General features: G+C 55.7%; 10 protein-coding genes and 1 pseudogene. All 11 read left to right on the top strand.

Annotation, left to right across the window (positions count from 1 at the left end; translation table 11 throughout):
* Positions 1 to 2: 2 nt before the first annotated feature.
* Positions 3 to 482 (top strand): GDP-mannose mannosyl hydrolase, encoded by a 480-nt coding sequence (locus ACMWKA_RS02985; RefSeq protein WP_057072529.1) that lies wholly within the window; start codon positions 3 to 5, stop codon positions 480 to 482.
* The gene (gene wcaI, locus ACMWKA_RS02980) at positions 479 to 1,702 is read left to right on the top strand and encodes a colanic acid biosynthesis fucosyltransferase WcaI (protein WP_259387398.1); all 1,224 of its coding nucleotides are present in this window, start codon (positions 479 to 481) and stop codon (positions 1,700 to 1,702) included. The genes ACMWKA_RS02985 and wcaI overlap by 4 nt, the downstream gene beginning before the upstream one ends.
* A gap of 3 nt (positions 1,703 to 1,705) precedes the next feature.
* The gene (gene cpsB, locus ACMWKA_RS02975; protein ID WP_000084309.1) at positions 1,706 to 3,142 is read left to right on the top strand and encodes a mannose-1-phosphate guanyltransferase; all 1,437 of its coding nucleotides are present in this window, start codon (positions 1,706 to 1,708) and stop codon (positions 3,140 to 3,142) included.
* A gap of 110 nt (positions 3,143 to 3,252) precedes the next feature.
* The gene (gene cpsG, locus ACMWKA_RS02970; protein WP_013097871.1) at positions 3,253 to 4,623 is read left to right on the top strand and encodes a colanic acid biosynthesis phosphomannomutase CpsG; all 1,371 of its coding nucleotides are present in this window, start codon (positions 3,253 to 3,255) and stop codon (positions 4,621 to 4,623) included.
* A 114-nt stretch (positions 4,624 to 4,737) separates the two neighbouring features.
* Positions 4,738 to 6,132 (top strand): undecaprenyl-phosphate glucose phosphotransferase, encoded by a 1,395-nt coding sequence (gene wcaJ, locus ACMWKA_RS02965; RefSeq protein ID WP_014832616.1) that lies wholly within the window; start codon positions 4,738 to 4,740, stop codon positions 6,130 to 6,132.
* A 1-nt stretch (position 6,133) separates the two neighbouring features.
* Positions 6,134 to 7,612 (top strand): colanic acid undecaprenyl disphosphate flippase WzxC, encoded by a 1,479-nt coding sequence (gene wzxC, locus ACMWKA_RS02960; protein WP_045294482.1) that lies wholly within the window; start codon positions 6,134 to 6,136, stop codon positions 7,610 to 7,612.
* Positions 7,613 to 7,629: 17 nt separating this feature from the next.
* Positions 7,630 to 8,910, top strand: coding sequence for a colanic acid biosynthesis pyruvyl transferase WcaK (wcaK, locus tag ACMWKA_RS02955; protein ID WP_058683803.1), 1,281 nt, complete (start codon positions 7,630 to 7,632; stop codon positions 8,908 to 8,910).
* Complete coding sequence (wcaL, locus tag ACMWKA_RS02950) at positions 8,907 to 10,127, top strand: colanic acid biosynthesis glycosyltransferase WcaL (protein ID WP_094084002.1); 1,221 nt, start codon at positions 8,907 to 8,909, stop codon at positions 10,125 to 10,127. Before wcaK ends, wcaL begins: the two co-directional genes overlap by 4 nt.
* A 12-nt stretch (positions 10,128 to 10,139) precedes the next feature.
* Positions 10,140 to 11,531: a colanic acid biosynthesis protein WcaM gene (gene wcaM / locus ACMWKA_RS02945; protein WP_061771939.1), complete on the top strand. Its 1,392-nt coding sequence runs from the start codon at positions 10,140 to 10,142 to the stop codon at positions 11,529 to 11,531.
* 175 nt (positions 11,532 to 11,706) lie between these two features.
* Positions 11,707 to 12,603 (top strand): GalU regulator GalF, encoded by an 897-nt coding sequence (gene galF, locus ACMWKA_RS02940; RefSeq protein ID WP_151347966.1) that lies wholly within the window; start codon positions 11,707 to 11,709, stop codon positions 12,601 to 12,603.
* Between the two features lie 302 nt (positions 12,604 to 12,905).
* Positions 12,906 to 13,143 (top strand): annotated as a pseudogene (locus tag ACMWKA_RS02935) (hypothetical protein); the annotation flags it as partial.

The following is a 13,143-nucleotide window of genomic DNA, read 5'->3' as shown; positions in this document are numbered from 1 at the left end:
CAATGTTTTTAAGTCAGGAAGATTTTGCCACGGTAGTGCGCTCCACTCCGCTCATCTCAATTGATTTGATCGTGGAGAACGAACGCGGCGAGTTCTTGCTGGGGAAACGAACCAATCGTCCTGCTCAGGGCTTCTGGTTCGTGCCCGGCGGGCGCGTGCAGAAGGATGAGACGCTGGCCAACGCGTTTGAGCGTCTCACTCTGGCGGAACTGGGCCTGCAACTGCCGATGGCAGCAGGCCAGTTTTACGGGGTCTGGCAGCACTTCTATGACGATAACTTTTCAGGCATCGGCTTCACCACGCACTACATCGTGCTGGGGTTCCGCCTGAAGGTGAGTGAGGCAGACCTGCGTCTGCCTGATTCTCAGCACGACGACTACCGCTGGCAGACGCCAGAGGCGCTGCTGGCCAGCGACAATGTGCATGACAACAGTCGTGCCTATTTCCTGGCCGATCGTCAGTCTGAGGTGCCGGGACTATGAAGATCCTCGTATATGGAATCAACTACTCGCCGGAATTGACCGGTATCGGGAAATACACCGGCGAGATGGTCGAGTGGATGGCGAGCCAGGGACATGACGTGCGGGTCATTACCGCGCCGCCGTACTACCCGGAATGGAAAGTGGGCGAGCGCTACTCCAGCTGGCGCTATCGCCGCGAAGAGGGCGCTGCGACCGTCTGGCGTTGCCCGCTGTACGTGCCGAAACAGCCCTCGACGCTGAAACGTTTAATTCATCTGGGCAGCTTTGCCCTGAGCAGTTTCTTCCCGCTGATGGCGCAGCGTCGCTGGAAGCCGGATCGCATCATCGGCGTGGTACCGACGCTGTTCTGCACGCCGGGCATGCGGCTGCTGGGCAAGCTATCCGGAGCGCGCACGTTGCTGCACATTCAGGATTATGAAGTCGACGCCATGCTGGGCCTGGGGATGGCAGGTAAAGGCAAGGGCGGCAAAGTGGCGAAACTCGCCAGCGCTTTTGAGCGCAGCGGTCTGCATAACGTGGATTATGTCTCCACCATCTCGCGCTCGATGATGAACAAAGCGCAGGAGAAGGGCGTCGCGCCGGAAAAGGTGATCTTTTTCCCGAACTGGTCCGAAGTGGCCCGTTTCCGTGACGTAACAGAACACGACGCGCAGGCGCTTCGCGCAGAGCTCGGTTTGCCTGATGACCAAAAAATCATTCTTTATTCAGGCAATATCGGCGAAAAGCAGGGGCTGGAGAACGTTATCGAGGCGGCTCAACAGCTTAGCGAACATCCGTGGATGTTTGTGATTGTTGGTCAGGGCGGCGGAAAAGCGCGTCTGGAGAAGATGGCCAGTGAACGCGGCCTGACTAACGTGAAATTCTTCCCGCTTCAGTCTTACGAGGCGCTGCCTGCGCTGCTGAAGATGGGTGACTGCCATCTGGTGGTGCAAAAGCGCGGCGCGGCGGATGCGGTGCTGCCGTCCAAGCTGACCAACATTCTGGCCGTGGGCGGGAACGCCGTGATCACGGCAGAGGCCGAAACCGAATTAGGCCAGCTGTGTGACAGCTATCCGGGGATCGCCGTTTGCGTGGAGCCGGAATCGGTTCCGGCGCTGGTGACCGGAATTGAACAGGCACTCGCCATGCCAAAAGTGAACACGATGGCACGTGAATATGCCGAACGCACGCTCGAGAAAGAGAACGTGCTGAGCCAATTTATTGCAGATATACGGGGATAAATCATGAGTCAAACCACGTTGTATCCGGTTGTGATGGCAGGTGGCTCTGGTAGCCGGTTGTGGCCGCTGTCCCGCGTGCTCTATCCAAAACAGTTCCTCTGCCTGAAAGGGGATCTCACCATGCTGCAAACGACGGTTAACCGTCTGCAGGGTGTGGAGTGTGAAAGCCCGGTGGTGATTTGTAACGAACAGCACCGCTTTATTGTTGCCGAGCAGCTGCGCCAGCTGAACAAACTCACAGAAAATATCATTCTGGAGCCTGCCGGACGAAATACCGCCCCAGCCATTGCCCTGGCAGCGCTGGCGGCAAAACGCAGCAGCCCGGATTGCGATCCGCTGATGCTGGTACTGGCGGCAGATCACGTCATTCAGCAGGAAGAGGCGTTCCGCGACGCAGTGCGGGCGGCCATTCCTTACGCAGAAAGCGGCAAGCTGGTGACCTTCGGCATCGTGCCGGATCTGCCAGAAACCGGCTATGGCTATATCCGCCGCGGCAGCGTGACGCCGGGCGAAGGCGACAGCGTGGCGTTTGACGTGGCGCAGTTCGTTGAGAAACCGAATCTGGAAACCGCGCAGGCCTACGTTGCCAGCGGTGAATACTACTGGAACAGCGGTATGTTCCTGTTCCGCGCTGGCCGCTATCTTGAAGAACTGCAAAAGTATCGTCCGGATATCCTGAGCGCCTGCGAAAAAGCCATGAACGTGGTGGATCCGGATCTCGACTTTATTCGCGTCGACGAAGCCGCTTTCCTCGCCTGCCCGGAAGAGTCCATTGACTATGCGGTGATGGAGCGCACGGCGGATGCGGTGGTGGTGCCGATGGATGCAGGCTGGAGCGATGTTGGCTCCTGGTCCTCCCTGTGGGAGATCAGCGCGCATACCCCGGAGGGTAACGTCCATCACGGTGATGTGATTAGCCACAAAACCGAGAACAGCTACGTCTACGCCGAATCCGGCCTCGTGACCACGGTGGGGGTGAAGGATCTGGTGGTCGTCCAGACCAAAGACGCCGTGCTGATTGCCGACCGTAACGCCGTGCAGGACGTTAAAAAGGTGGTGGAGAAGATCAAAGCCGATGGTCGCCACGAGCACCATATTCACCGCGAAGTGTACCGGCCGTGGGGCAAATACGACTCCATCGATGCGGGCGAACGTTACCAGGTGAAGCGCATTACCGTGAAGCCGGGCGAAGGCCTGTCGGTACAGATGCATCACCATCGTGCCGAGCACTGGGTGGTGGTGGCGGGTACCGCCAAAGTGACCATCGACGGTGAAGTGAAACTGCTCGGTGAAAACGAGTCAATTTATATTCCGCTGGGGGCGACACACTGTCTGGAAAACCCAGGGAAGATACCTCTCGATTTAATTGAAGTGCGCTCCGGCGCGTATCTGGAAGAGGACGATATTGTCCGTTTCCAGGACCGCTACGGTCGGGTGTAACCGCTTCGCATCATGCCCGGTGGCGCTGTGCTTACCGGGCCTACGAATGAATAAAAAATATTTTGCCTGTTAATTGGGCGGGCCAACTGTTGCCTGAAAAAGGGGTCATGATGGAAAAGTTAACCTGTTTTAAAGCCTACGATATTCGCGGCAAGCTGGGTGAAGAGCTGAATGAAGACATTGCGTGGCGCATCGGCCGCGCGTACGGCGAATACCTGAAACCGAAAACTATCGTACTGGGTGGCGACGTGCGTCTGACCAGCGAATCCCTGAAGCTGGCGCTGGCGAAAGGGCTGCAGGACGCGGGCGTGGACGTGCTGGATATCGGCCTTTCCGGTACCGAAGAGATCTATTTTGCCACCTTCCACCTGGGCGTGGACGGCGGGATTGAAGTCACGGCCAGCCATAATCCGATGGATTACAACGGCATGAAGCTGGTGCGCAAGGGTGCGCGCCCTATCAGCGGTGATACCGGCCTGCGCGACGTGCAGCGTCTGGCGGAAGCCAACGACTTCCCGCCGGTGAACGAGTCTGCACGCGGCAGCTACAAGCAGATCGATCTGCGTAAAGAGTACATCGACCACCTGCTGGGTTACATCAACGTGGCGAACCTTAAGCCGCTGAAGCTGGTCATCAACTCCGGCAACGGCGCGGCGGGCCCGGTGGTGGATGCCCTGGAAGCCCGCTTTAAGGCGCTGAACGTGCCGGTGACCTTCGTCAAGGTACACAACACCCCGGATGGCAACTTCCCGAACGGTATCCCAAACCCGCTGCTGCCAGAGTGCCGCGACGATACCCGCAATGCGGTGATTGAACACGGTGCGGATATGGGCATCGCCTTTGACGGCGATTTCGACCGCTGCTTCCTGTTCGACGAGAAAGGGCAGTTCATCGAGGGCTATTACATTGTCGGCCTGCTGGCGGAAGCGTTCCTCGAGAAAAATCCGGGGGCGAAGATCATTCATGACCCGCGCCTCTCCTGGAACACCGTTGACGTGGTGTCTGCCGCAGGCGGCACGCCGGTGATGTCCAAAACCGGTCACGCGTTTATTAAAGAGCGTATGCGCGAAGAAGACGCCATCTACGGCGGCGAGATGAGCGCCCATCACTACTTCCGCGATTTTGCCTACTGCGACAGCGGGATGATCCCGTGGCTGCTGGTGACCGAGTTGCTGTGCCTGAAAGGTCAGACCCTGGGCGAGCTGGTGCGCGACCGTATGGCGGCCTTCCCGGCAAGTGGAGAGATCAACAGCAAACTGGCACAGCCGGCTGAGGCCATTGCCCGCGTGGAGCAGCACTTTGCAATTCACGCGCTGGAAATTGACCGTACCGACGGTATCAGCATGGCGTTCCCGCAGTGGCGCTTTAACCTGCGCTCGTCCAATACCGAGCCGGTGGTGCGCCTGAACGTGGAATCCCGCGCCGACACCGCGCTGATGGAAGCCCGAACGAAGGACATTCTGGCGCTGTTGAATCAGTAATCATTGCCCCTCACCCCAGCCCTCTCCCCACAGGGGAGAGGGTGTTCAAGTTCCCTCTCCCCTGTGGGGAGAGGGTTAGGGTGAGGGGTAAGGTTTTGAACTAAAGGAACAACGATGACGAATCTAAAAAAGCGCGAACGAGCGAGAACGAATGCATCGTTAATCTCTATGGTGCAGCGTTTTTCTGATATCACCATCATGGTCGGCGGATTGTGGGCGGTGTGTTGGATCAGCGGGCAATCGTTCTTATACATGCACCTGCTGATGGCACTGATTGCGCTGGTCGTGTTTCAGATGATCGGCGGGATGACGGATTTCTATCGTTCGTGGCGTGGCGTCAAGATGACCACCGAACTGATGCTGTTGCTGCAGAACTGGACCTTAAGCCTGATCTTCAGCGCGGGCCTGGTGGCGTTCAGCCATGATTTTGATAATCGTCTGGTGACGTATCTTTGCTGGTATCTGTTAACCAGCGTCGGCATGGTGGTTTGCCGCTCCCTGATCCGCTTTGGCGCGGGCTGGTTGCGTAACCGTGGTTACAACCGCCGCTATGTCGCCGTTGCCGGCGATCTGCCGGTGGGCCAGGTGCTGCTTGATAGCTTCCGCAAAGAGCCGTGGTTAGGTTTTGAAGTGGTTGGGATCTACCACGACGCGAAACCGGGTGGCGTGCCGTCGGACTGGGCGGGCAACTACGACCAGCTTATTGACGATGCGAAAGCGGGCAAAATTCACAACGTCTACATTGCCATGCAGATGAAAGAGGAGTCCCGCATTAAGAAACTGATGCGCGACCTGGCGGACACCACCTGTTCCGTGATCCTCATTCCGGACGTCTTTACCTTCAACATTCTCCATTCCCGTATCGAAGAGGTGAACGGTGTACCGGTAGTGCCGCTGTACGACACGCCGCTGTCAGGTATCAACCGTGTTCTCAAACGCCTGGAAGACATTGTGCTCTCTTCGCTGATCCTTCTGCTGATCTCTCCGGTGCTGTGCTGCATTGCCCTGGCGGTGAAACTGAGCTCTCCCGGCCCGGTCATCTTCCGTCAGACGCGCTACGGCATGGACGGTAAGCCGATCATGGTGTGGAAATTCCGCTCCATGAAGGTGATGGAGAACGACAAAGTGGTGACGCAGGCTACGCAGAACGATCCGCGCGTGACCCGGGTGGGGAATTTCCTGCGCCGCACCTCGCTGGACGAGCTGCCGCAGTTTATCAACGTCTTTACTGGCGGTATGTCGATTGTCGGGCCACGTCCGCACGCGGTTGCCCATAACGAGCAGTACCGCTCGCTGATTGAAGGCTACATGCTGCGCCATAAAGTGAAACCAGGCATTACCGGCTGGGCGCAAATCAACGGCTGGCGCGGTGAAACCGACACGCTGGAAAAAATGGAAAAACGTATTGAATTCGACCTTGAGTACATCCGTGAGTGGAGCCTCTGGTTCGATATCAAAATTGTTTTTCTGACCATCTTCAAAGGTTTCGTGAACAAAGCGGCGTACTAAGATGAGCTTACGTGAAAAAACCATCAGCGGCGCCAAGTGGTCAGCGATGGCGACTATCGTCATCATTGGCCTGGGGCTGGTGCAGATGACCGTGCTGGCGCGCATTATCGATAATCATCAGTTCGGTCTGCTGACCGTCTCGCTGGTGATTATCGCGCTGGCCGACACGCTGTCTGACTTCGGTATCGCCAACTCGATTATCCAGCGCAAAGAGATTAGCCAGCTGGAGCTGACCACGCTCTACTGGCTGAACGTGGGGCTGGGGATGTTTGTTTTTGTGCTGGTGTTCCTGCTGAGCGATGTGATCGCCAGCGTGCTGCACAACCCGGATCTGGCACCGCTGATGCGCACGCTGTCGTTTGCCTTTGTGGTGATCCCGCACGGGCAGCAGTTCCGCGCGCTGATGCAAAAAGAGCTGGAGTTCAACAAGATCGGCATGATTGAAACCAGCGCCGTGCTGGCGGGCTTTACCTTCACGGTGGTGAGCGCCCATTTCTGGCCGCTGGCCATGACCGCCATTCTGGGGTATCTGGTGAACTCTACCGTGCGTACGCTGCTGTTCGGCTACTTTGGCCGCAAAATCTATCGCCCGGGGCTGCATTTCTCCCTCGCGTCCGTCTCCTCGAACCTGCGCTTTGGCGCCTGGCTGACGGCCGACAGCATCATCAACTACGTCAATACCAACCTTTCCACGCTGGTGCTGGCGCGCATTCTGGGGGCGAGCGTCGCGGGGGGTTATAACCTGGCCTACAACGTTGCGGTCGTCCCGCCGATGAAGCTCAACCCGATTATCACCCGCGTGTTGTTCCCGGCGTTCGCCAAAATTCAGGACGACACTGAAAAGCTGCGCGTCAACTTCTACAAGCTGCTCTCCGTGGTCGGCATTATTAACTTCCCGGTACTGCTGGGTCTGATGGTGGTGTCGAGCAACTTTGTGCCGCTGGTATTTGGCGAGAAGTGGAACAGCATCATCCCGATCCTGCAGTTGCTCTGCGTGGTGGGGCTGCTGCGCTCCGTGGGTAACCCGATTGGCTCCCTGCTGATGGCGAAAGCGCGCGTGGATATCAGCTTTAAATTCAACGTATTTAAAACCTTCCTGTTTATTCCGGCAATTATCGTCGGCGGACACATGGCGGGCGCCATTGGCGTCACGCTGGGCTTTCTGCTGGTGCAAATCATCAACACCGTGCTGAGCTACTTCATCATGATCAAGCCAGTGCTGGGCTCCAGCTACCGTCAGTACATCCTGAGCCTGTGGCTGCCGTTTTATCTCTCCTTGCCGACCCTGGTGGTGAGCTACGGTCTGGGCGTGCTCCTGAAGGGCCATTTGCCGCTGGCCGCGCTGCTGGCAGTGCAGGTTGCTGCGGGCGCACTGGCGTTTGGGGTGATGATTGTGCTGTCACGCAATGCGCTGGTGGTGGAGATGAAGCGCCAGTTTTGCCGTAACGAAAAAATGAAAACGCTGCTTCGCGCAGGCTAGTTATTTAAGAGGCCATTATGAAATTATTAATTCTTGGCAACCATACCTGCGGCAACCGTGGCGACAGCGCCATCCTGCGCGGTTTACTGGATGCAATTAACACCCTTAAGCCTGAGACAGAAGTGGACGTGATGAGCCGTTACCCGGTCAGCTCATCCTGGTTACTGAACCGCCCGGTGATGGGCGACCCGCTCTACAGCCAGATGAAACAGCACAATAACGCTGCGGGCGTGATGGGCCGCGTGAAGAAAGTGTTGCGTCGCCGCTACCAGCATCAGGTGCTGCTTTCTCGCGTAACCGACACCGGCAAGCTGCGCAACATCGCCATTGCGCAGGGCTTTACCGATTTCGTGCGTCTGCTTTCAGGCTATGACGCCATCATTCAGGTGGGCGGTTCGTTCTTCGTCGATCTCTACGGCGTGCCGCAGTTTGAGCATGCCCTCTGTACCTTTATGGCGAAGAAGCCGCTGTTTATGATTGGTCACAGTGTCGGGCCATTCCAGGAACCTCAGTTCAACCAGCTGGCAAACTATGTGTTTGGCCACTGCGATGCCCTGATTTTACGTGAGTCAGTCAGCCTCGACATGATGAAGCGCAGCGAGATCGATACCTCGAAAGTCGAGCACGGGGTGGATACCGCGTGGCTGGTGGATCACCAGGACGACAGCTTCCAGCCGAGCTACGCGGTGCAGCACTGGCTGGACGTGGCGGCGAAACAGAAAACCGTCGCTATTACCCTGCGCGAGCTGGCACCTTTTGATAAGCGTTTAGGCACCACTCAGGCCGCCTACGAGAAGGCCTTTGCCGAGGTCGTTAACCGCGTGCTGGACAGCGGTTATCAGGTGCTGGCGCTCTCCACCTGTACCGGTATCGATAGTTACAACAAGGATGATCGCATGGTGGCGCTGAACCTGCGCCATCTGGTGAACGATCCGTCCCGGTATCACGTGGTGATGGACGAACTGAACGATCTGGAGATGGGCAAACTGCTCTCAGCCTGTGACCTGACCGTGGGTACCCGTCTGCACTCTGCCATCATCTCGATGAACTTTGGCACGCCGGCCATTGCCATCAACTATGAGCACAAATCTGCCGGAATTATGCAGCAGCTGGGGATGCCGGAAATGGCCGTGGATATCCGTCATCTGCTGGATGGCTCGCTCGGCGCAATGGTGGGCGACACCCTTGGGCAACTGCCCGCCGTGAATGAGCGCCTGACCGTGGCGGTGAAAGCCGAGCGCGAAAAGGGAATGGGGATGGTGAAGTCGGTGCTTGACCGCGTGCGGGAGGGGAAATGAAGGTTGGTTTCTTCTTACTGAAATTTCCACTGTCGTCTGAAACCTTTGTACTCAATCAAATCACCGCGTTTATCGATATGGGATATGACGTGGAAATTATCGCCCTGCAAAAGGGCGATACGCAAAACACCCATGCGGCGTATACCCAGTATGGGCTGGAGGCGAAAACCCGCTGGCTGCAGGATGAGCCATCCGGAAAAGTGAACAAGCTGCGCTACCGTGCCAGCCAGACCTTACGCGGGCTCCATCGCGCGTCGACCTGGCGAGCGCTGAACATCTCCCGCTATGGCGCGGAGTCGCGCAATCTGATCCTGTCGGCCATCTGTGGGCAAACGGCGCAGCCGTACCGCGCTGATGTCTTTATCGCCCACTTTGGCCCGGCAGGGGTGACCGCAGCCAAACTGCGCGAGCTGGGGGTGATTGACGGGAAGATCGCCACGATCTTCCACGGCATTGATATCTCCAGCCGTGAAGTGCTGAACCACTACACGCCGGAGTATCAGCAGCTGTTCCAGCGCGGCGACATGATGCTGCCCATCAGCGACCTGTGGGCCGGACGCCTCAAAAAGATGGGCTGCCCAGGCGAGAAAATCACCGTTTCGCGGATGGGCGTGGATTTGGCGCGCTTTACCCGCCGTCCGGTCAAGGTGCCGGGTAAACCGCTGCAGATTATCTCCGTTGCCCGACTGACCGAGAAAAAAGGGCTGCATGTGGCGATAGAAGCCTGCCGCCAGCTAAAGGCGCGCGGGGTGGATTTCCGTTATCGCATTCTCGGTATCGGCCCGTGGGAGCGTCGTCTGCGCACGCTTATTGAACAGTATGAACTGGAAACGCACGTGGAGATGCCGGGCTTTAAGCCGAGCCACGAGGTGAAGGCCATGCTCGATGAAGCCGACGTGTTTCTGCTGCCGTCCGTTACCGGTGCCGATGGCGACATGGAAGGCATACCGGTGGCGCTGATGGAGGCGATGGCGGTGGGGATTCCGGTGGTATCGACGCTGCACAGCGGGATCCCGGAGCTGATCAAGTCTGACCATTCCGGCTGGCTGGTCCCCGAAAATAACGCCATGGCCCTGGCCGATCGGCTGGCCGCGTTTAGCGATATCGACCAGCAGACGCTGGAGCCCGTGCTGCACAATGCCCGACAAAAAGTCGAGGCAGATTTTAACCAGCAGGTGATCAATCGCCAGTTAGCGAGCCTGCTGCAAACGTTGTAACGCCGAGGTTGTATGCTGAAAAAGATTACCCGACGCAGCTTTGTCTCTTCTCTGTCCGTCCTGGCGGCAATGCCGCTGCTGTCGTCCCGCGTTGCGCGGGCGGCAACCGGCAAGACGGTCTCTGTAAATCAGTACAATAACAACGACTGGATCGCCGCCTTTAAGCAGGCGTTTAACGAAGGCGACACCGTCGTTGTGCCTGCAGGGCTCACCTGCAAAAACATCAACACGGGCATTTTCATTCCTGACGGCAAAACGCTGCTGATTCGCGGGGCGTTAACCGGCAATGGCCGGGGGCGCTTTGTCCTGCAGGAGGGCAGTAAAGTCATCGGTGAGGGCGAAGGCCGTACCGAAAACATTACCCTTGACGTTCGTGGCTCTGACTGTGTCATCAAAGGGCTGGCAATGAGCGGATTTGGCCCGGTAACGCAAATCTACATTGGCGGCAAAAAGCCCAGCGTGATGCGTAATCTGGTCATTGATAACATCCGCGTGAGCCAGGCCAATTACGCCATCCTGCGCCAGGGGTTTCACAACCAGGTGGATGGCGCCCGCATCACCAACAGCAAATTCAGCCACCTGCAGGGCGATGCGATCGAGTGGAATGTGGCCATCAATGACCGCAATATTCTGATCTCCGACCATGTGATCGACAACATCAACTGCACCAACGGGAAGATTAACTGGGGGATTGGTATTGGCCTTGCGGGCAGTACCTACGACAACGACTACCCGGAAAAACAGACCGTGAAGAACTTTGTGGTTGCCAATATCACCGGCAGCAACTGCCGCCAGCTGGTGCACGTTGAGAACGGTAAACACTTTATTATCCGCAATATTAAAGCCAAAAATATTACGCCTGATTTCAGTAAAAAGGCGGGAATAGACAATGCCACGGTAGCAATTTATGGCTGTGATAATTTCGTTATTGATAATGTCGATATGGTCAATAGTGCCGGCATGTTAATCGGTTACGGCGTGATTAAAGGTGACTACCTGTCGATTCCGCAGAACTTCAAGCTTAACGATATTCGTCTGGATAATAGCCAGCTTGCCTATAAGCTGCGCGGCATACAAATTTCATCCGGTAATGCGACCTCGTTTGTGGCCATCACCAACGTCGAGATGCAGCGCGCGACGCTTGAACTGCATAACAAACCTCAGCACCTTTTCTTACGCAATATCAATGTGATGCAGGAAGCAGCAATCGGACCCGCGCTGAAGCTGAACTTCGACCTGCGTAAGGATGTGCGGGGTAAGTTTATGGCGAAAGACGAGACGTTGCTGTCACTGGCAAACATCAAAGCAGTGAATGAGAAAGGGCAGAGCTCGGTGGATATTGACCGGGTGGATCAGCATGTGGTGAATACGGAACGGCTGAATTTTGCGCTGCCGCACAGATAATCGTCAGTGAGCTTTTTGCGACTATTCCTGGCACGGAATCGCATTCTATTCAGATTACAACTACTGTAATTTGTGGTGCTAAGGCGTAATATCATTACAGGATTACGGCAAATCATACTGGCGAAAACAGTTTTAAGAGCTATAATTCGTCAACCATTTTAAGGTGGAAGAAATAATGATTAATTTGAAAGCAGTCATTCCGGTAGCCGGACTGGGCATGCATATGCTGCCAGCCACAAAAGCCATTCCTAAAGAGATGCTACCGATCGTCGACAAGCCGATGATTCAATACATCGTCGACGAGATTGTTGCTGCAGGGATCAAAGAAATCGTTCTGGTTACGCACTCGTCCAAGAATGCGGTTGAAAACCACTTCGACACCTCTTACGAACTCGAAGCGCTGCTGGAGCAGCGTGTTAAACGTCAATTGCTGGCGGAAGTGCAGTCCATTTGTCCTCCTGGCGTGACCATCATGAACGTGCGTCAGGCGCAGCCGCTGGGCCTGGGCCACTCCATCCTGTGTGCTCGCCCTGTCGTAGGCGACAACCCGTTTATCGTGGTCCTGCCGGATATCATCATCGATACTGCTTCTGCGGATCCGCTGCGCTATAACCTGGCGGCGATGGTGGCGCGTTTCAACGAAACAGGCCGCAGCCAGGTGCTGGCGAAACGCATGAAAGGCGATCTGTCCGAGTACTCTGTTATCCAGACTAAAGAAGCGCTGGAGACAGAAGGGCAGGTGAGCCGCATCGTTGAGTTCATCGAAAAACCGGATCAGCCGCAGACACTGGATTCTGACCTGATGGCGGTTGGTCGTTATGTCCTGAACGCGGATATCTGGGCTGAGCTGGAAAAAACCGAGCCAGGCGCCTGGGACCGTATCCAGTTGACCGATGCGATTGCCGAGTTGGCGAAGAAGCAGTCTGTTGACGCGATGCTGATGACCGGTGAGAGCTATGACTGCGGTAAGAAGCTGGGCTACATGCAGGCGTTTGTGAATTATGGACTGCGTAACCTGAAGGAAGGGGCGAAGTTCAGAAGCCGGATTGAGAAGTTGCTGGCTGAAGACTGATTTGTCTCTGTCTGTTTGAATAAGCGGCAGTTATCAATTGGTTATGTTCAACATAACCAAAATGGTAACTGCCGTTTTTTTTATTAATTCTTGCGATAACATGGAGTTATCTGATTCAAAAGTGGACTGATTTGTAACGATTTGTGCTTGTTTCCTGAGCCGTTTAGGAAGACAATTAATAGCTGTTCCTTGCTGGTTACATCTTAGATAACCGAACATTATAACTTTGCCCAGTGCACTGGTAGCTGTCAAGCCAGGGGCGGTAGCGTGGTTCCAATGCTGTTAAAGGTGACAAAACCTTCATGAACTTTATTATATATCTGATTCTCTCCCTTTTGAGTAAAGTTTTTGCATCTGCAAGAGAGTTTGGCATTGGTTATTTTTGGGGGGCTGGTGCCCTTGTAGATGCATTCATAATTGCCATGATGTTACCAATGTTCTTTATTGATATATCGAATGTGTTATTTAATTCAACATATATAAATATTTACGTAAAGAATGACAATAAAGGGAAAAGAAATTTATTAAGAGATGCAATGT

The sequence above is a fragment of the Enterobacter sp. 03-F-07-AD-ECC genome (genome assembly GCF_047530935.1).
GTDB lineage: Bacteria > Pseudomonadota > Gammaproteobacteria > Enterobacterales > Enterobacteriaceae > Enterobacter > Enterobacter cloacae.
This window is presented reverse-complemented; position numbering and strand designations above follow the sequence as displayed.

Excerpts from the sequence above, each read along its gene's own strand:
- wcaL (WP_094084002.1), top strand. The coding sequence starts at position 8,907 with ATGAAGGTTGGTTTCTTCTTACTGAAATTTCCACTGTCGTCTGAAACC.
- wcaJ (WP_014832616.1), top strand. The coding sequence starts at position 4,738 with ATGACGAATCTAAAAAAGCGCGAACGAGCGAGAACGAATGCATCGTTA.
- galF (WP_151347966.1), top strand. The coding sequence starts at position 11,707 with ATGATTAATTTGAAAGCAGTCATTCCGGTAGCCGGACTGGGCATGCAT.
- cpsG (WP_013097871.1), top strand. The coding sequence starts at position 3,253 with ATGGAAAAGTTAACCTGTTTTAAAGCCTACGATATTCGCGGCAAGCTG.
- ACMWKA_RS02985 (WP_057072529.1), top strand. The coding sequence starts at position 3 with ATGTTTTTAAGTCAGGAAGATTTTGCCACGGTAGTGCGCTCCACTCCG.
- wzxC (WP_045294482.1), top strand. The coding sequence starts at position 6,134 with ATGAGCTTACGTGAAAAAACCATCAGCGGCGCCAAGTGGTCAGCGATG.
- cpsB (WP_000084309.1), top strand. The coding sequence starts at position 1,706 with ATGAGTCAAACCACGTTGTATCCGGTTGTGATGGCAGGTGGCTCTGGT.
- wcaI (WP_259387398.1), top strand. The coding sequence starts at position 479 with ATGAAGATCCTCGTATATGGAATCAACTACTCGCCGGAATTGACCGGT.
- wcaK (WP_058683803.1), top strand. The coding sequence starts at position 7,630 with ATGAAATTATTAATTCTTGGCAACCATACCTGCGGCAACCGTGGCGAC.
- wcaM (WP_061771939.1), top strand. The coding sequence starts at position 10,140 with ATGCTGAAAAAGATTACCCGACGCAGCTTTGTCTCTTCTCTGTCCGTC.